Below are 18,629 nucleotides of genomic sequence, written 5' to 3'. Positions count from 1 at the left end.
GTTCGGTTCTGGTGGGGAGCATCGTGGTGGACGCTTCGACGCTTCGACGCTTCGACGCTTCGACGCTTCCGCGCTTCGACGCTTCCGCGCTTCCGCGCTTCGACGCTTCCGCGCTTCCGCGCTTCCGCGCTTCGGCGTTTGGGCGGTGGGTGCCGACGCTTAGGTCAGGGTTAGGGAGCCGGGGGTGGATCTCAGGACGGCTGTGAGGGTGGGGGTGGTGCCGTGGGTGAGGTCTAGGTCGACGTTCAGGGCCGAGAGGGACCTCTGTGCCGCTTCCACGTCTGGGTGGCGGGCGCGGAAGGAGGTTAGCTCTGCCTTCGGCAGGCCCGAGTCTGTGGGGTGGTGGGTGGTGGACCAGTCGATGAGGAAGGGGACTACGCCGGCTGTCGCCGGTGGGGTGAGCCGCCAGGTCAGCAGGTCGCCTGATGGGGTGCGGCGGGACATGTCCTGGGGGTCGCCGGGGTCGTAGCCGTGGGCGCGGGCCCGGGCGACCACTGCGTCGATGTCCGTCACCGCCACCGCCCAGGTCACCAGGCGGGCGCTGGTTAGCGTGTCTATGCCGAAGGGGCGGGGGACGGGAGGCTGCTCCTGGTCCGGGTCTGGGCCGATGACCTCCAGGTAGGCACGGCCGCCCAGGCCCAGGAGGCGGTTGCGGGTGCCCAGGCCCGGGTGGCGGCCGCCCTCGACCATCTGTACGCCGAGCTGCTGTTCGATTTCAGCCACGGTGGTGTCGAGGTTGGGCGTGGCGTAGACGAGGTGATCTAGCATTCGGTCTATCTCACCACTTCGCGGCTCGGTATTCAGTGTCGGGGTGTGGGCTCCTCACGTATCACAGGCGCCCTCTCAGCATTTCGTGTTCTTCGGGGGGAGGGTGGCCGTCGTCAGGTAGGTGTCGATGTGGTCGCGGGCGCAGGCATTGGTGCCGTAGAGGGTGTGGCCGGGGCCGTCGTGGCGGATGACGACGCTGCCGGGGACCTGGGACAGGACGCGTTGGGTCGAGTCGGACTCGTTCCAGGCGCCCGCGCCCAGCAGCGGCGGGAGGCCCTTGGGGAGGGCGGCCGGCGGGTTGGTGACGGGGACGGGCCAGCCGATGCAGTTGAGGGTGGCCGAGAGCGAGGTGTTGGCGGCGCCCGTGTCGGGGGCCACCTTGCGGAGCCGGGCCAGCGTGGTGGTCAGCTCTTTGCGGGTGGCGGGACGCGGCCAGTCGGTGCACTCGGTGACCGGGGTGGCCTGGTCGGGGTAGCGGGCGCCCCTGGCGGGGACGAAGCCGGAGGCGTCGCCCTTGGCGGCCTTGCGGACGGCCTCGGCGAGCCCGGGCCAGGCGGGGGTGCCCTGGCGGGCGAGGCCGAGGGCGAAGGACTGGAGGTCGATGGCGCGGTAGGCGACGTTGGCCGTGCCCGTGGGGATCGGGGTGCGGTCGGCGCGGGCGATCAGCCTCCGCCAGAGGGCGGGCACGTCCTTACAGCCGTTGGAGGCGCACCAGGTGAAGAAGCGGCGCATCGACTGCTCGTTTGACCTGGCCGTCGCCTCCAGCTCGCGGGACCAGTCGGCGGTGCTGTGGTTGAGCGTGCCGTCGAGGACCATCGTGCGGACGCGGCCGGGGTGGAGCCGGGCGTAGGCCTGGCCGAAGAAGCCGGCGTAGGAGGCGCCGTAGTAGTTGAGCTTGTCGGCGCCCAGCGCCTTCCTGATCGCCTCCATGTCTCTGGCGTGGTCGGCCGAGCTCATGTTGGCGAACAGCTCGGGGTCTTTGAGCCGGCAGGCCTCGGCGTAGCCGCGGTTGGTGTCGGACAGGCGGCCGAAGTCGGCGTCGTCGCGCGGGAGGCCGGCGATGGGGATGCGGGTCCAGGCGCAGGGCAGGCCGGTGCTCAGGCCCTGGAACTGCTCGCCGTAGCCGCGGGTGTCCCACGTGATGACGTCCATGGTGCGGCGGAGCTTCGTCCACCAGCCGGACAACTGCTGGGTCATGGCGATGCCGGGGGCGCCAGGGCCGCCGTACGCCACCAGCACCTGGCCCTTCGGGGCACCGGTGGCCTTGAGGCGGCCCACCTTGAGGGTGATCTTGCGGCCGTCGGGTTTCGCCCAGTCGACGGGGACCGGCACGTCGGCGCACTCCATGCCGCCCTGCGGGCAGGGTTTCCAGGTCAGCGAGGACGGAGGGTCGGCCGTCGCCGCCGAGGCGGGACCCGCGAGGGCGGTCGTGAGCAGGGCCAAGGTGAGGGTGAGCGGCTTCAGCATGGCGATCACGATGCCGGAACGGGAGTGCCGGGCGCGTCGGACCAGGGTTTGGTTTTCGGGGGCCGGATGTCAGACCTGAGTTGGACAGACCCAGGACTGTCGGTTCCGTGTGGGAAAGGCCGGACCCGGATTGGACAGACCCGGGGCTGGTCAGGTCCGTACGCGAGAAGACCGGGCCGTACGCGAGAAGGCCGGTCCGTACGCGAGAAGGCCGGGCGGGGTGTGCACCCCGCCCGGCCCGCGCAGAACAGAAGCGCTAGCCCAGGGACTTCTTCAGGAAGTCCACCTGCAGCAACAGCAGGTTCTCGGCCACGACCTCCTGCGGCGTCATGTGCGTCACCCCCGACAACGGCAGCACGCTGTGCTGCCGCCCCGCCGCCAGCAGCGCGGACGACAGGCGCAGCGTGTGGGCGGACACGACGTTGTCGTCGGCCAGGCCGTGGATCAGGAGCAGCGGACGTTCGAGCTTGGCCGCGTCGGCGAACAGCGACGACTTCTCGTAGACCTCCGGCTGCCGGCCGGGGTCACCCAGGTAGCGCTCGGTGTAGCACGTGTCGTACAGCCGCCAGTCTGTCACCGGCGCGCCCGCCACGGCGGCGTGGAAGACGTCGGGGCGGCGCAGGACCGCGAGCGCGGCCAGGAAGCCGCCGAACGACCAGCCCCGGATGGCCACGCGGGACAGGTCGAGGTCGTCGGGGTATTGCTCGGCGACGCCCTGCAGCGCGTCGATCTGGTCCTCGAGCGCGGGGGTGGCGAGGTCGTTGAGCACGGCGCGCTCGAAGTCGACGCCCCGCCCCGGGGTGCCGCGGCCGTCGGCCACGATGACCGCGAAGCCCTGCTCGGCGAACCACTGGCTCTCAAGGTACGCCCCGCGCCGGTTGAGCACGCGCTGGGCGTGCGGCCCGCCGTACGGGTCAAGGAGGACGGGCAGCTTGCGCGAGCCCTGCTCGTGCCACGAGGGCAGCACCACGGCGGTGGCGAGCTCGCGCCGGCCGGAACGGCCGATGGAGACCCGCAGGTCGAGGCCGGGACGCTCGGCGAAGGACGGGATCGGGACGGCCATGCCGTCACGGCGCACGACCGTGGTGGAGACCCCTTCGGCGTCGAGACTCTGCTCGGTCAGGACGCCGACACCGCCCGACATCCGCCCCGAGAACACCCCGGACCGGGTCGAGACAGGCAGCAGCGAGTGGCCGTCCCACGTCCAGAGCTGGATCTCGGTCGGGTCGCCGCTGGCGCTGAACAGCACGCTGTCGTGGTCGACGTCGAGCACCGCGCGCACCTGGAGGGTCGGCGGCGTGACCGCGCGGTCGCCGACGAAGAGGCGATGCCCGCCCTCGGAGTTGGCCACCCACACCAGGGAGCCGTCGTCGAGGTGGGCGGGCACGCCGGTGACGATGTCGACCCAGGCGGGGTCGGTGTCCTCGCGGACGAGCGTGGTGGCGCCGGTGGCCGGGTCGACCTCGAACAGCCGCATCGTGCGCTGGTCGCGGGTGAGCGTGACGATCGACAACGCGTGGGAGTCCCAAGCCGCGGTGGTGAGGTATTCCTCGTCGTACGGCACCGCCACCCGCGACCCGTCGAGCCCCAGCACGAACAGCTCGGTGACGGCGTTGGGCGTGCCGGCGGCGGGATAGCGCTGGGCCGTCGCGGGACGGTCGGGGTTGGCCGGGTCGGCGATGTGCCACACCTGGACGGGGGCCTCGTCGGCACGCTCGACCAGCAGCGCGTCGCTCGACGGCGCCCACCAGTAGCCGCGCATCCTGTCCATCTCCTCGGCGGCGATGAACTCGGCCAGCCCGTACGTCACCGTCGGCGACTCGGGCTCGGCCAGCGCGCGGTCATGCCCGGACGCGAGGTCCTGGACGCGCAGCGCGCCCCCGGTCACATAGGCGACATGCCGCCCGTCGGGGGACAGCCGCGGGTCGATGACCGCCCCAGGCGTGTCCAGCCTGCGCGCCTGACCGCTCGCCAGCTCCACCAGGTAGAGCGCGCCGGACAGCGCGAAGCAGGCCCTGCTCAGGTGGGCGTCGGACGCGTACGCGACCACCCCGCCCGCGGCCTCCCTGCTGCGCTCGCGCCGGGCACGCTCCTCGGGCGGGAGGTTCTCCTCCTCGTCGCCGTGCAGCTCGCGCGGGTCGACTACCAGGCGCTCGACGTGGGTGTCGGTGTCGAGCTCCCACAGACAGGTGACCGGATCGGTGCCCGTCTTCGTCCGCAGGAACACCACCCGCCCGCCGTCCGGGGAGATCGTGAAGCCTCTGGGAACGCCCAGCGTGAAGCGGCGGGTTCTGGCATTCAGGCGCGGGAAGCTCTCGCTCATGGCCTCAATCCTGCCATTGCTACGCTCGTGGACATGACTGACCGACGGCTGCTGCTCGTGCACGCCCATCCGGACGACGAGTCGATCGGCACCGGCGCCACCATGGCGAAATACGTCGCCGAGGGCGCCCACGTGACGCTGGTGACCTGCACGCTCGGCGAGGAGGGAGAGATCATCCCCGGCGACCTCGCGCACCTGGCCGCCGACCGCGACGACGCGCTCGGGCCCTACCGCGTGGGCGAGCTGGCCGCCGCCTGCCAGGCGCTCGGCGTGGAGGACCACCGCTTCCTGGGCGAGCCGGGCCGCTGGCGCGACTCGGGCATGATGGGCGTCGCCTCCAACGACCACCCGAGGGCGTTCTGGCGCGCCGACCTCGACGAGGCGGCGGGCGAGCTGGTCAAGGTCATCCGCGAGGTACGCCCCCAGGTCCTGGTCACGTACGACGACAACGGCTTCTACGGCCACCCCGATCACATCCAGGCCCACCGGGTCGCGCGCAGGGCGTTCGAGCTGGCGGCGAAGGCCGGCCACGGCGAGGGCGAGCCGTGGCAGATTGCGAAGTTCTACCACACGGCCGTGCCCAGATCGATCATGCGGCGCGGCACCGAGGCGCTGCGCGAGGCCGACACCGGTTTCCTCATCGAGGACGTCGATGACATGCCGTACGGCTGCGCCGACGAGGACGTCACCACCGAGATCGACGCGCGCCCCTGGATCGGCAACAAGATCGAGGCCATGCGCGCCCACGCCACCCAGATCACCGTCAGGCCGCCCTGGTACGCGCTCTCGAACGACATCGGCCAGGAGGTCCTCGGCGTCGAGCACTACACGCTGGCCATGGGCGTGCCGGGCCCGTCGGTGCCCGGTCCGCCCGTCGACGCCGGTGGCCTCGGTGAGCCGCACACCCGCGAGAACGATCTCTTCGCGGGCATCCACTAACCTCGTTCGAATGGAACATCGCAGCCAGGCCGAGTCGGCGCTGGGCGGGGCCGCCTACGGCATGCTGTTCGTGCTCGGCGTCGTCATGGCGGTCGTGGGCGGGTTCACGCATCCCGAGTGGCAGGTCGGGCCGGTGCCCTTCGCCGCCGTGATCTGGGTGGTGGCGTTGTTCGGGGTGTGCCTGGGCGCGGGCAAGATGATGAGCGCGCGGCTCGGGGCCATGGTGACGGCGCTCGGGTGGCTGCTGGTGACCATGCCGTTCACGCTGGAGATGGGGTCGGGCGACCTGGTGATCGCCGCGGGCACTGCGGGCTACGTCTACCTGTACGGCGGTTTGGTGAGCCTTGTCGTCGCTTACCTGCTTTCGCCCTCGTCAGGAGGGGGTTCGTGGCTTTTGCGTGGGTACCCCGTTAAAGAACCAGACGTAGAGGCATAAAGTAGCTGAGTGCATTCCATAGAGCGGCACGTAGACCCTGCAACGTACCGTAAGGTCGTCGGCCGCTTCGCCACCGGAGTCGCGATCGTGACGACCAGGCTCGGCGATGTCGATCACGCGATGACGATCAACTCCTTCACCTCCGTCTCCCTCGACCCCCTGCTCGTGCTGTTCTGCGCGGAGAAGGTCGCGCGCTTCCACGACGCCGTCCTGGAGTCAGGGGTGTGGGGCGTCTCCGTGCTGCCGGCCTCCATGGAGGACGCCTCCCGCTTCTTCGCCCACCGTGGGCGGCCGCTCAACGGGCAACTCGCCACCTGGCCGCATCACCGGGGCGAGTCGGGCGTGGCGCTGTTCGAGGACGCCCTCGCCACGCTGGAGTGCGCCACCACGGCGGTGCACGACGGCGGGGACCACTCGATCGTGGTGGGCGGCGTCACGGCCATCGACACCCCCTCGGACGGGGCGCCCCTCCTGTACCACAAAGGCCGCTACAAGTCCCTGTGACGGCTTTCCCATGGCCCGGGGCATGAGACGGGCCAGGCGCTTGGCCTGGCCCGGTCATGTGAGCTGGCGTCCCGGTGCTGGAGCGCCGGGACGGATCCGTTACTGAGCCGGAGTGGTCGCCGTCTGGGACGGGTCGGCCGGGGTGGTCTCAGTCGGTGACTCAGTCGGTGTCTCGGTCGGGGTTTCGGTCGGTGTCTCGGTCGAGGTTTCCGTGGAGGTCGGGGCGTCCGTGGGCTCCTCCGTCGGCTCGTCCGCGGGAGGCTCCGACGGCGGGGGACAGGTCGGGATCGCGTCCGTCGGGGTGTCCGTCGGCACGTCGGTGGGCGTGTCGGTCGGGAGGACCGGGACGGAAGGCGTCGGGGTGTCCGTCGGCGTGTCGGTGGGCGTGTCGGTCGGCGTGTCCGTGGGCGGGTCCGCCGGGGTCTCCGTCGGTGCCGTGGTCTCCGTCGGTGTCGGCTCCGTCGGTGTCGGCTCGGTGGCGGGCGGATCCGTGGCGGGCGGATCCGTGGCGGGCGGATCCGACGGGGCGGTCGTGTCGGTCGGCGGGAGGGTCTCGGTGGGCTCGACCGTAGGGTCGACGGTGGGTTCGACGGTCGGCACGTACGGCTGACACGTGACGGTCACCGTCGGACCAGGCTCGGTCACCGTGACGGTCTCGCGTACGGTGACGGTCGGCAGCGGCGCCACGATGGCGGCGGCGTCCCCGCGCTTCTTGTACGTGCCCCAGCCCAGCCGCGCCCTGGCGCTGGCCTCGCCGCCGACCACGATCAGGTCGACGGTGGCCGTCTTGCACGACCGTCGCTTGCACACCCGCTGCTTGACGTTGAAGAAGGCCGCGCCCTCATGGGTGATCGAGACGTTCAGGTAGGAAACGCCCCTCCTCTTGACCACCGATGTCTCCGCGGTGTACTCCCCGATCGTGGGGCTCTCCGTCGGAGTCGGGGTCGGGGTCGGGGTCGGGGTCTCGGCGGGCGGCGGCGACGCGGGTGGCGACGTCGCGGGGTCCGAGGGAGGTGGTGAGGTCGTGGGGTCCGCGGCTAAGGCCACACGCGCGTGGGAGGAGTGGTCAGTGGCTCGTAGGGGTTCGGACGACGATGTCTGGGTGATCGCGACTCCGCCGGCTCCTGCCAGTGCGACGGTGCCGAGCAGCGCGCCCAGGATGGAGAATCTCATAATCCTGCTCTTGTGGGAGATTTCAGGACGGGGATCGTTGGTCCGACTTGTCAACCTTGGTCAAGACTGAGACGCATGGACAGGCGCTTCCGGTTCCGGCGAGTGGCGAACTATGTGAATCTTTCTACGCCACTCGGATTGCTGATAGCCGTCATAGGCGGCGCGACCAGGGAACCTGGCCCTGACGGGCTCATCCTGGCCTTCGGCTACCGTTGTCGTTTCCCGGTCGCGGGCGCGTTCACCGTCGGAAACGTGGTCCTGACCAGGAGGAACGCACTCAGCGAGCGGCTCATCCTGCACGAAGGACGGCATGCCACCCAGTGGGCCTGGTGTGTCGGGCTGCCGATGTTGCCGCTCTATTTGGCGTCGATGCTGATGTCCGTGATGGTGTGCGGACATCAGGCGTCGTACAACGTTTTCGAGCGCTTGGCCGGGCTCGATGACGGTGGTTATCCGCGTACGGCGGTGTGGTGGCGCAGGAGAAAAGGCAGCGCCAGTTGACGGGACCTTGTCAAGGCCCCCGCCTAATTGGAGCGCCAGCTCAGCGGAAATTCGGCCATTCCGGTGCGAGGTGTCCGCGCCGGCCCTGTCAAGCTGGGCGGTGCGAAGCGTGGGCCCCGCACCGCCCACCCGGTCAGGGGTTCAGCTTGAGCGTGTGGGTGGCGGACTTCTTCACGGCGGCCGGCGAGGAGAGCATCGGCTGCAGGTCGCCGCGGGCCCAGGCCGCCGCCTGGTCCCAGTAGTTCTCGTGGTACGCGTGCCCTGACGCCCCCGTGAGGTTGATCCACTGGGACTTGTCCAGGTCGGACAGGTCGACGATCATCCGCATCGACGGCACGGCGGTGATCTCGTACCCGCTCTGAACGTTCCAACCGGTCGCGTTCACCGCGTCCTTGCCACCGGCGACGCTCAGCGGCCCCCGGTTGAACAGCGCCTCCACCGGCTCGATGCCCGAGGTGCCGAGCGAGCCGTTGACCAGCTCCAGCGTGTGCACATCGCCCCACCGCCACTTCTTGACGTCCTCGCCGAGCCGGTCGGCGAGCTCCTGGTGCGCGGAGGCCATCGCCAGGCGCAGGATGTCGTCGCGGGTCTCGGTGTAGCCCTTGGTGGTGACGTCGTCCCAGTACGGGTCGTCGGGCGCGTCGAGCAGCCGCCTGACCACCTCGTACCAGCGGTCGCCGCCGGTCGGCCGGGCCCCCTCGGGGAGGTCGTCGTTGAAGGTGAGCATGAGCAGGTGGCGCCAGACCGCGTTGAAGTACGCGGCGGGCGCCGAGCCGGCGCTCTGCGTGCCGTCCCATGACGTCAGCAGCTCCCTGGCCTTGACGGCGGGACCGGCCAGGTCCACCCGCTCCAGGGCGGGCACCAGCGTCTCGGCGAAGCCGTTGGCGGTGTCCTGCTGGATGCGGGCCATGTCGGCCGCGTCGATGGGACCCTTCTTGATCGCGTCGCGGATGAGCGTGCGGATGCGCTCGGAGCGGTAGCCGTAGGCCCAGTCCTGGGTGAGCAGGGGCTGGTAGCGGCCGGGGTCGATGACGGCGTTGTTGGCGGTGACGATGAAGCCGTCGGCCGGGTTCTCGATGCTGGGGAGCTGGTCGTACGGGATGGGGGCGGGCTTCCAGTCGTACTCGCCGGTCCAGCCGGGCACGGGCCAGGTGCCGTCGCCGTTCTCACGTACGGGGATGCGCCCTGGTGCCTGATACCCGATCTTCCCCGACGTGTCGGCATAAATCAGGTTCTGGGCGGGCACCTCGAACAACGCCGCCGCCGCCTTGAACTCGTCCCAGTCCGTCGCCCTGTTCAGCGCGAAGACGGCGTCGGCCGTCCGCCCTGGGGTCAGCGCCGTCCACTGCAGCGCCACCGCGTTGGCCTCGCCGCTCGGCTTGGCCCCCGCCATGACGTCGTTGATCAGCGGCCCGTGCACGGTGCTCCTGACGGTCAGCGTGACCGTCGGCCCGCCGGCCACCTTGATCTTCTCCTCGCGGACGTCCAGCGGCAGCTGCTGCCCCTTGTAGAGGTACGCGTCCCCCTCCACCTGCTCAAGGAAGAGGTCGGCGACGTCGGGCCCCAGGTTCGTGAACCCCCACGCGATCTTGTCCGTGTGCCCGATGATCACGCCGGGCACGCCGGAGAAGGTGAACCCCGTCACGTCGTACGGGCACTCCTCACTGACCTTCCTGCAGTGCAGACCGGCCTGGTACCACACCGACGGCATGTTCGGCGCGAGGTGCGGGTCGTTGGCGAGCAGCGGCTTGCCGCCCTCGGTGTACTCGCCGGAGACGACCCACGAGTTCGACCCGATGCCCGCGCGGTCGGCCGCGCTCATCGTCTCGGGTACGTCCGAGAGGGTCTTCGCGGCCTGCGTCAGCGCCCTGGCGGCCCGAGTCCGCTGCTGCGGACGCTGCTGCGGGCCCTGCTGGGGAGGACGCTGCTCGAAGCGGCCCTGACGGATGCCGCCCTCGTTGACGATCGGCGCGTGCCGGTCGAACGGGTAGCCGGGATAGAGCTGCTCGACCCGCTCCCTGGGCAGCTTGGTCAGCGCCAGCGCGCGGTCGATCTCGTCCTCCATGTTGGAGCGCAGGTCCCACGCCATGGCCTTCAGCCAGGCCAGCGAGTCGACGGGGGTCCACTTCTCCGGCTTGCCGCCGCTTCCTTGGAGCTTGAGCAGTGAGTACTCCAGGCTGCGGTCGGAGGCGTTGGGGTTGGCGGCCAGCCAGGCGTTGACGCCCTTCGCGTACGCGGCCAGGAAGTCGCGGGTCTCCTGGGCCAGCTCGGGCAGCTCCTGTTCGGCGACCCGGCGCCAGCCCATGGTCCGCAGGGCCTTGTCGTTGTCGAGGGTGGCGGCGCCGTAGACCTCCGACAGGCGGCCGGCGGTCAGGTGGCGGCGGAAGTCCATCTCGTAGAAGCGGTCCTGGGCGTGCACGAAGCCCTGGGCCATGAAGAGGTCGGCGGCGGTGTCAGCGTAGATGTGCGGAATTCCTGATTTATCGCGATAAATCTCCACACTTCCTGACAAGCCGGGCAGCCGTAACGACCCGTCCACTTGCGGGAACGACCTGCGCACCGTGTAGACGAGAACCCCCGCCAGCACCACCGCCAGCGCCAGCAGAACGATCAACACCCGAACGAACCACCGCAAGGGCCACGGCATCCACGCAAAGGGCCTCACCGCCACCTCCTTCATGCCGAACTGGCATCAAGTTTGGCAGTTCGCGATCACTCCTCAGACCCGGGGCCCACGAAGCAGCAGGTCAGAGTCTCAGGTCCGGATCTTGCCGATGTCGCTCGACAGGTCGAGCCCCAGGAGGGAGTCGAGGTGCAGGAACGTCTCGAACTTCGCCCCCGGCGCCACCGACGCGTCGCCCTCCAGCTCGTCCAGCACCCGCAGGGCGGCGGGCGTGTCGAGGTCGTCGTCGAAGGCCGACTCGGCGCGTTCGGCGTACGCGGTGGCCATGGGCGCGCTGACCGACTCCGACCACTCGGCCACCCCGGCCCGCCACCGCCGCACCCTGCCGTCGGCGGCCCGCAGCGTGTCCCACGTCAGCTCGACCGGCTGCCGGTAGTGGCTCTCCAGGAACGCCATCCGCACGGCGAGCGGATCGAGCCCGGCGTCGGCCACGTCGGAGAGCAGCGGGGCGTCGCCGGCGAACCGCACGCCCTCGGCGTGCACCCAACGGCCGCGTACGTCCTCACGGGGAACGGCGCCACCGACACACAGGTCGATCCGGGAGCCCAGCTCCTCGATCGGCTCGCCTGCCTCGGGCACGTGCTCCGCCGGCCGCAGGTTGAGCGCGGCGGCGTCGGCACGGAAGGCGTCTTCGTCGTGGACGGCGTCGCGGGCCGCCACGACCCGCACCCTGCGCCGCTCCAGCGCCCGCCTGATCAGGTCGGACACCAGGAAGATGCGCAGATCGCCCACGTGTGCCCGGCGAGCGGTCTCAAGCCCGCACGTGTACAGCCGCAGCGCCCGCCCGGCGGCGATCTCCTCGACCTGCCCGGCGCGCGTGTCGTAGATCCGCACCATCACCCGAGCTTAGCCCGGCCTCACGCGCCCAGGAAACCGAGGATGTCCCTGTCGCCGCGCTCGCGCAGCCTGGCCAGCACCTCTTCGCGGCTCGCCATGTCGGACAGCCCGATCCTGGCGCCGATGAGCCGCAGGCCCTCCAGCTCGGAGCTGACCGGAGCGGTGTAGCCGAGCAGGTAGAGCGCCCTGTTGACGGGCGGCATCCCGGGAGGGGCGGCGGGCAGGTAGCGGGTCAGCAGCTCGCCGCCGTCGGAGACGGTCAGGAACACGTGGTCGCCCTCGCTCGCCTTGTACTCGGCGAGCACGTTCCTGATCGACCCCATGGTGGGCTGGTTGTGCCAGCTGATCACCACGTCGCCCGACGGCGCGGAGGCCGTGAGCTGCCCGCCGGGCGCCATCCCCAGGTAGGCCGCGAACCCGGTCGGCAGCGGCGAGCCGGAACCGCGCAGGTGCTCGGCGTTGATGTCCACCCGGTGCCACCAGCGGCCGTCGCGGGAGCGGAAGCTGCGCCGCGTCTCCGAGACGTCCTTGCGCGGCTGGTACGGCTCCGACTCGCCGCCGGGAGCGGTGCCGGCCACCCTGATCCAGCCCCGCTGCGTCCGCTCGAACCCGGGACCGCCCGAGTAGGCGCGCACCGAGCTCTCGCTGACGTCGTAGCGGGAGGTCAGGTTGGCCACGATCGTGCTCACCGACGCCTCGCCGCCGGCCCGCTCGATCTCCCTGGCGATCATCTCCCTGATGCCGAGGTATTCGTCGCCGCCCCACCGCGTCAGCCCGTACTTGTTGCGGTCGACCCGGCGGAAGCGATCGTCGGCGGTGAGCTGGTTGCGGATGCCGACCAGGCTGTAGTCCTCGCCGATGCGCTCCTGGATCTCCTCGGGCGACAGCGGCGTGGCGGCCACCGCGAGCACCGCCTCGGCCTTCTCGTTGATGCTGCGCGGCCACGGCACCACATGCTGGCCGAGCACCCGCAGCTGCGGCACCGCGAGGATCCACCGCTCGGCGACGTCCTCGCGCACGCCGAGCTGCGCCACCATGGCGATGGCCTCGGGCAGCGGGCGCGGCCCGTCGGCGAACAGCTGACGGGTCTTCTCCCGCAGGTCGTCGGCGCCGCCCGCGACCAGCCAGCCGTCGGACTGCTCGTAGCCGGTCAGCAGCGTACGGATGAAGCGCCAGGCCGGGATGCCCAGCGAGCGCAGCTCGGCCCCGTGCCACGGCACGGCCGCCTGGAGGTCGTCGGCCGGCACGGCGGAGCCCAGCCGCCCGCGCAGCCACACGACGTGGGCGGCCAGGGCGGCGGTCTCGGGCTTGGCCAGCCAGGCGTCCACATGCTCGCGCAGGTCGCGCTCGATCTGCCTGATGCGCTCGCGGGTGACCGAGAACCGCTGGGCCAGCTCGTCGAGCGTGGCCCTGCGGGTGGCGTAGAGGCGGTCGCGGGCGATGGCCCGCTGCCGGTCGTCGAGGCCGCCGAACAGCTCGTCGATCAGGTCGGGCAGCGGCTTGTCCGGACGTGAGGGCGCGGGCACGGCCTCGGGCACGGGCTCGAGCAGCCGGTCGAACACGCCGGTGAACAGCTTCTGCACCACGTCCTTGCCCAGCGTCTCCGGCGACCGCTCGGCCTCGGCGGGGTCGGAGAAACGCAGCAGGGGCAGGATGTCGCCGAGCATGAGATGCCCCCAGCAGGCCACGGCGAGGTCGGCAAGGTGGCCCGCCACGGTCTGCGTGCCGACGATGGCGCACGCGCGATCGAGCGGGATCGCCTGCCACCAGGCCTCGGGCAGCTGGGGCTCCTCCACGATCGGCGCGATCTGACCAGGAGAGGTCCAGCGCAGGGGTGGAGCGAGGTCGCTCAGGCTGAGGTTCATTGAGGTCCAACCGGCAATGGGAATATATCCGCAGTTCAGACTATGTGATCAGAGGGGTAGAAACGGGCTTCCTCTTCCGGAATGCGAGATATAGAGCATCGAACGGGCACGGGTGCAGGCGACGAACAGTATGCTCCGTTCGCGTTGCAGCGCACGAGCCCGCACGTACGGATCGGGCGCCGGGTCCTGCGGCGGTCCTTGTGAGGGCGGTTCGGGAACGATGCCTTCGGCGACGCCGATCAGCGCCACCCGCTCGAACTCAAGCCCCTTCAGATGCTGGAACGTCAGCGCCCGCACGTCCAGCCCGTCGAGCGTCTCCTTGGCCGCGCGGACCAGCCGCTGGTTCCTGGCTCCGACGGCGATCTCGGCCGGTGAGACGCCGTCGGCCAGCCACGCCTCGACCGTGACGCGCAGGCCGGCCAGCTCCGCCTCCTCCGAGTCGTACGCCCTGACGACCGGGCGCTCGCCGTGATGCGTCGCGCTGTAGTCGTACATGTCGGTCACGCCCTTGACGAGACCGGGGGAGGGGCCGCCGCCGCGCAGCCGTACGACGAAGGACAGCAGTTCCTGCGGCAGCCGGTAGGAGACCCCGAGCAGGTGCTGGTCGGCCGGGATGCCGACGGAGCCGAGCGCCACCCGCGTGTCGGTCACCCGCTGGTGCGGGTCGCCCACGATGAACAGGTCGTCGCGCGCCCGCGGCACCACCGCGCGCAGCAGCCGCCACTGCGCCGGGCTGACGTCCTGCGCCTCGTCCACCACCACATGACGGTACGGCTTGAGCGCCGGATCCACATCGTCCAGGAGATCGCCCGTGGCGATCGACAGCACCCGCAGCGCCTCGTCCGTGAGCTGGGCCAGCGACCGCGCGCCCGGCCCCACCAGCGCGGGACGCCGTCCCTCCGCGGCGGCCACGATGCGCACCGCCAGCCGCTCGGCGTTGTCCACCTCGACCCGCTTGCGCACCACCTCGTCCTCGATCAGCAGGTCCAGCCGGGCCGACAACTCCTCGGCCAGGCTCTGCGAGAACGTCACCAGCAGCACAGGACCCGCGCCGCGCAGCGCCAGGTGGGCCGCCCTGTGCAGGGCGATCACCGTCTTTCCCGTGCCCGCGCCGCCGATCACCAGCACCGGGTGGTCGTACCGCGCCGCCTTCGCCAGCCGGTGCTGCGCGGGACGCAGGAACGTGCACCACTCGGGCGACGCGAGCACCCGGTCGAGCGCCACCTTGTCGGGCACGAACGCCGCCCGGTCAGGGCTGCGCCGCAGGGCCGCGTACAGGTCGTCGGTGTCGATCGGGCCCGCGTCGTCGGCCGAGGCCCGCCAGGCGTCCAGCTCGCGCCACGCCTCGGCCATGGTGCCGCCCCTGGCCAGCACCGCCAGCGGGGCGTACTGGGTGGGCGGCAGCAACGGCTCGAGCGCGGCCACGTCCGCCTCGGTGGTGATCAGCCGGAACAGTGGCAGCGCGACCCCGTCCAGGCCCAGGCCCAGCAGGTCGCCGTCGCAGATCGCGTCGAACAGCCGCGACGGCCGCACCGAGCGGCGTAACGCGGGCTCCACCCGCTCCAGGGCCTCGGCGTCCCACTCCTCGACGACGCCGATCACCGGGTTGACGCCGTAGCGGTGGCGGCGGGCGTACGACCAGGCATCGGGGTCGGGCAGGACCGTACGCAGCCAGTAGACGTCCCGCTGCCGCACCACCACCCCGCGATGGCCCGGCGCCAGGCGCAGGGTGGCAACCCTCGGGTCCCTGGCGCCCCGCACCCGCTCGGGATGCGGCGCGCCCGACACGTTCAGCAGGAACCGGCGCAGCGCGACCACGGCGTCCCTGCGCACCGGCTGGGCCAGTGCGCTGAGCTCCCTGGGAAACTCAGGGCCGATCGCGAGCCGCGGCACCGGCTCAGTCCAGCAGTTCGAGCAGGTCGCGGTCCCCGCGCTCGCGGAGCCTGTCGAGCAGGTCGGGCAGAGCGACGGGGCCCGGCATGCCGATGCGGGTGGCGATCACCCTGGCAGCCTGCTCCTTGGTGCCTCCAGGGGCCGTGTACCCGACCAGCCGGAGCGCCTTCGTGATCTTCTCAGCTCCCTGGGCGGCCACCGGCAGATGCCTGGCCCGCAGCACGCCCTCGTCCGACAGCGTCAGGAACAGGTGCCCGCCCTCGCGGGCTCCCACGTCCACCAGCAGCCGCTCGATCGACTCCAGCACGGGCCGGCCGTGCCAGGTCATCGCCAGCTCGCCGGCCGCGCTCCTGACCGTCCTGCTCTCGCCCGGCGACAGCCCCAGGTAGGAGGCGAACCCGGTCGGCAGCGCGCACTCGCCCCCGGCCATCTGCTCGGCCGTCACGTCGATGCGGAGCCACCAGCGGCCGTCCGGCTGACGGAAGCAGCGCCGCGTCTGCGAGACGTCCTTCAGCGGCTGGTACGGCTTGTCCGCCTCGCCGCCGTTCGCCTCGCTCGCCGGCTGAGCCACCGGCGTGAACGCCTGGAACTGCGGCGGCCCCGGCGGCGGCGCCGGCGTCATGTGCACCGGGCCGAACGCCGACTGCACCAGCTCCACCGGCGGCTGCGGGTACGGCTGCTGCTGGCGCGGCCCCTTCCGCCTCGGCAGCGGCTCCGCAGGAGGCTCAGGCACCGGCGGTGGCGGCGGTGGCGGGGGCGCCAGCGTGGTCAGCACCACCTGCCACGCCGGGACCTCCAGCGCCTGGATCTCCACCCGGTGCCAGTCGGCCGCGCCGACCACCTGCTCCTTGGGGGCGTCCGGGCCCAGCGTCCTGACCAGCTCGTCCAGATGCGCCCGGTACGGGGCCGCCTCGTCGCTGGCCAGCCACCGGTCCAGCCGGGCGCGCAGCTCCATCTCCGTGGAGACGATCTCGGCAGGGGGGACGGCGAAGAGCTTGGCGAGCTGGTCCACCGCCGACGGCTCGTCGGTGAACACCCGGTTCTGGGCCACCGCCCAGCTCTTGTCGTCGAGACCGGCGAACGCGGCCTCGATGAGCTGCGGCAGCTCCTGCCCGCCTACCTGGCCCTGCCCGTCCCCCTGCTCGTCCCCCTGATCGTCCTCGTCGTGCTCGTCCCCGTGCTCGTCCTCGGGGGTGAACTCGTAGCCCGCATGTCCCGCGGCCGCCGCCTCGGACCCGGGCTCGACGCCGGACGGAACCTCCGGCTCGCCGTCCGTCTCCTCGTGCTCGGGGAGGGCCTCCGCATGGTGGGCCGCCTCAGCGTCGGGGGCCTCGGCGACGGCGCCGGCCTCGGGGGCGGGCTCGGCGCCGAGCTCGGGCTCCTCCTCGGCGACCGCCTCGGCCGCGTGCACCGCCTCGGCCGCGTGCACCGCCTCGGCCGCGTGCACCGCCTCGGCGTCGGCAGCCTCGTCGGCGTCGGAAGGCTCATCGCCGACGTGCGCCGCCTCGCCGTCGAATGTCTCGCCGTCAGATGTCTCGCCGTCAGATGTCTCGCCGTCAGATGCCTCGGCGTCGGGGACCTCGGCGTGAGGGACCTCGGCGTCGGGGGCCGGCTCCTCGGCGGGGCTCTCCGCGCGAGCCTCCTGCAGCGCGTCCTCGCGGGCCTCCGCCTCTTCGGCGGCCGGCTCGGGGGCGGGCTCGTCGGCGGCGTCCAGCACCGGCTCAGGCTCCGGCTCGGGGGCCGCGTCGATGACCGGCTCGTCGTCGGCGTCCAGGACCCGCTCGGCGCCCTCAGCGGCCTCAGGAGCGGGGGACTCGACGTCCGGCACGGGGAGCGGCGCCACGGCCGGTACGGAGGCCGCAGCCGCGGGCTCACCGGCCTCGTCGGGGACGGGCCTGGCGGGTGCGAGGCGTACCAGGACGGCGGAGAACAGCGTGTTGAGCACCGGCCGCGCCTGGATGAACGGCTGGTCGACCAGCTCGCGGCTGGTCAGCGCCAGCAGCCCGGCCCACGAGCCGGCTCGGTCGAGCGCGATGGCGACGGCGGGCTCGTCGGCCTCCTCGGGGTCCAGCACGTGCAGCGCGGGCAGGACGTCACCGATGGCCGCGGCGGGCCAGTGCTCCAGGGCGATCTCCGTCAGCAGCTCGCCCAGCGACTCGGGGCCGATCGCCGTGAGGACGCGCGGCATGGGCAGGCTGCGCCACCACGCGTCCGGCAGATCCGGCTGCCCGGTGAGTAGCGTGATCGTCGACGCGTCGCTCCACCTCAACGGTGGTACGAGGTCGCTCAGGCAGAAGTTCATCCCGTTCCGTTCACCAGCCCCTCACGCCGCCGCAGCGGTGCAGCCATAATCTCGCCGCCCACGGAACAGACCATAGTCCGGCAAAACAGCCCTACGCATCATGCTCTACGCATCAACGCCGAACAGCGGCAAAGCGTAGACGCACGTAGTCGGCCATCCAGCCAGTCTCCCTGCGGAGTGCGGGGGCCGCCAGTTCGTTCACGCGCCGGAGCAGGGGCTCCACGATGGTGGGGGGAAGCCCTTCGAGCACCGACGCGGCGAATGTGCGGACCCAGTCGGCGGCGCCGCCGGGGCACTCGTCGAGGGGTGTGGGCCGGTCGAAGTATTCCAGCAGCCTGACGACGAACCCCTCTTGCTCGAGGCGGTGCGCGTACTCGGCAGGCGTGGGAAAGTACCACGGCAGCTCGGGTTCGCGCAGGCCGTATTCGCGCCAGGCGGTCAGCATCGCGGCGGTCAGCTCGGCGCAGTTGCCAGCGCCGCCCATCTCCGCGACGAAACGTCCGCCAGGCGTGAGCGCCTCGCGGACGTTGGCGATGACGGCGCGGGGGTCGCGGTTCATCCAGTGCAGCGCGGCGTTGGAGAAGACCGCGTCGTACTTGTCCACGACGGTGAAGTCGTGCCCGTCGCCGATGATGAAGTTGATGCCCGGATACTGCGCCAGCGCCTTCTCGATCATCGCGGGGGAGCCGTCGATGCCGAGCACGTCGGCGCCCCTGAAGGCGATCTGGGCGGTCAGCACCCCGGTGCCGCAGCCCAGGTCGAGCACGCGCTCGCCGGGCCGCGGATCGAGCAGGTCGACCAGTGGCGCGCCCTGCGTGGAGACGTAGCCGAAGCTGCTGTCGTAGGCGCGACTGTTCCACCGCTCCAAGCTCGGTGTGTCGTATCGCAAGACGATCAGCTCACATTCGATCAGACATCGGGCCCCCGTGGCCGTGCTG

At 71.4% G+C, this 18,629-nt stretch carries 14 protein-coding genes; 4 read left to right on the top strand and 10 right to left on the bottom strand.

Annotated elements, in window-relative coordinates:
- Nucleotides 1-159: 159 nt before the first annotated feature.
- From AB0K28_RS18940 to AB0K28_RS18930, 3 genes are all read right to left on the bottom strand, one after another.
- Nucleotides 160-768 carry a VOC family protein gene (locus tag AB0K28_RS18940; protein ID WP_364371409.1) on the bottom strand — a complete coding sequence of 203 codons (609 nt, stop codon included), beginning with the start codon at nt 766-768 and terminating at the stop codon, nt 160-162.
- A gap of 75 nt (nt 769-843) precedes the next feature.
- Entirely contained in the window at nt 844-2,235 is a 1,392-nt protein-coding gene (locus AB0K28_RS18935; protein WP_364371406.1) for an alpha/beta fold hydrolase, read from the bottom strand.
- A gap of 256 nt (nt 2,236-2,491) precedes the next feature.
- Nucleotides 2,492-4,558, bottom strand: coding sequence for a prolyl oligopeptidase family serine peptidase (locus tag AB0K28_RS18930; protein WP_364371403.1), 2,067 nt, complete (start codon nt 4,556-4,558; stop codon nt 2,492-2,494).
- 33 nt (nt 4,559-4,591) lie between these two features.
- On the opposite strand from AB0K28_RS18930, the gene mshB reads away from it, so the two are divergent.
- Genes mshB through AB0K28_RS18915 form a run of 3 tightly spaced genes read left to right on the top strand, consistent with a single transcriptional unit; the run spans nt 4,592 to nt 6,437 of the window.
- Nucleotides 4,592-5,497 carry an N-acetyl-1-D-myo-inositol-2-amino-2-deoxy-alpha-D-glucopyranoside deacetylase gene (gene mshB, locus AB0K28_RS18925; RefSeq protein WP_364371400.1) on the top strand — a complete coding sequence of 302 codons (906 nt, stop codon included), beginning with the start codon at nt 4,592-4,594 and terminating at the stop codon, nt 5,495-5,497.
- A gap of 10 nt (nt 5,498-5,507) precedes the next feature.
- On the top strand, nt 5,508-5,933 hold the full coding sequence (locus AB0K28_RS18920) for a DUF6113 family protein (protein WP_345389936.1): 426 nt from the start codon (nt 5,508-5,510) through the stop codon (nt 5,931-5,933).
- A gap of 9 nt (nt 5,934-5,942) precedes the next feature.
- Nucleotides 5,943-6,437, top strand: a complete 495-nt coding sequence (locus tag AB0K28_RS18915; RefSeq protein WP_364371397.1) for a flavin reductase family protein — start codon at nt 5,943-5,945, stop codon at nt 6,435-6,437.
- Nucleotides 6,438-6,536: 99 nt separating this feature from the next.
- On the opposite strand, the gene AB0K28_RS18910 is transcribed toward AB0K28_RS18915, so the two are convergent.
- The gene (locus AB0K28_RS18910; protein ID WP_364371394.1) at nt 6,537-7,328 is read right to left on the bottom strand and encodes a hypothetical protein; all 792 of its coding nucleotides are present in this window, start codon (nt 7,326-7,328) and stop codon (nt 6,537-6,539) included.
- 357 nt (nt 7,329-7,685) lie between these two features.
- Here AB0K28_RS18910 and AB0K28_RS18905 point away from each other — a divergent pair, with 357 nt between their 5' ends.
- Nucleotides 7,686-8,111 (top strand): hypothetical protein, encoded by a 426-nt coding sequence (locus AB0K28_RS18905; protein WP_364371391.1) that lies wholly within the window; start codon nt 7,686-7,688, stop codon nt 8,109-8,111.
- A 133-nt stretch (nt 8,112-8,244) separates the two neighbouring features.
- Here AB0K28_RS18905 and AB0K28_RS18900 read toward each other — a convergent pair whose 3' ends face one another.
- The 6 genes from AB0K28_RS18900 to AB0K28_RS18875 form a co-directional block, all read right to left on the bottom strand.
- Nucleotides 8,245-10,758 (bottom strand): penicillin acylase family protein, encoded by a 2,514-nt coding sequence (locus tag AB0K28_RS18900; protein WP_364371821.1) that lies wholly within the window; start codon nt 10,756-10,758, stop codon nt 8,245-8,247.
- A gap of 108 nt (nt 10,759-10,866) precedes the next feature.
- Nucleotides 10,867-11,631: a hypothetical protein gene (locus tag AB0K28_RS18895; RefSeq protein WP_345389917.1), complete on the bottom strand. Its 765-nt coding sequence runs from the start codon at nt 11,629-11,631 to the stop codon at nt 10,867-10,869.
- 20 nt (nt 11,632-11,651) lie between these two features.
- Nucleotides 11,652-13,496 carry a sigma factor-like helix-turn-helix DNA-binding protein gene (locus AB0K28_RS18890; RefSeq protein ID WP_364371388.1) on the bottom strand — a complete coding sequence of 615 codons (1,845 nt, stop codon included), beginning with the start codon at nt 13,494-13,496 and terminating at the stop codon, nt 11,652-11,654.
- Between the two features lie 48 nt (nt 13,497-13,544).
- Nucleotides 13,545-15,389, bottom strand: coding sequence for a UvrD-helicase domain-containing protein (locus AB0K28_RS18885; RefSeq protein WP_364371385.1), 1,845 nt, complete (start codon nt 15,387-15,389; stop codon nt 13,545-13,547).
- Between the two features lie 4 nt (nt 15,390-15,393).
- Complete coding sequence (locus AB0K28_RS18880) at nt 15,394-17,691, bottom strand: hypothetical protein (RefSeq protein WP_364371382.1); 2,298 nt, start codon at nt 17,689-17,691, stop codon at nt 15,394-15,396.
- Nucleotides 17,692-17,803: 112 nt separating this feature from the next.
- Entirely contained in the window at nt 17,804-18,580 is a 777-nt protein-coding gene (locus AB0K28_RS18875; RefSeq protein ID WP_364371379.1) for a methyltransferase domain-containing protein, read from the bottom strand.
- Between the last annotated feature and the right edge of the window lie 49 nt (nt 18,581-18,629).

It is taken from the genome of Nonomuraea sp. NPDC049504 (genome assembly GCF_040676845.1).
Classification (GTDB): Bacteria; Actinomycetota; Actinomycetes; order Streptosporangiales; family Streptosporangiaceae; genus Nonomuraea; species Nonomuraea salmonea.
This window is presented reverse-complemented; position numbering and strand designations above follow the sequence as displayed.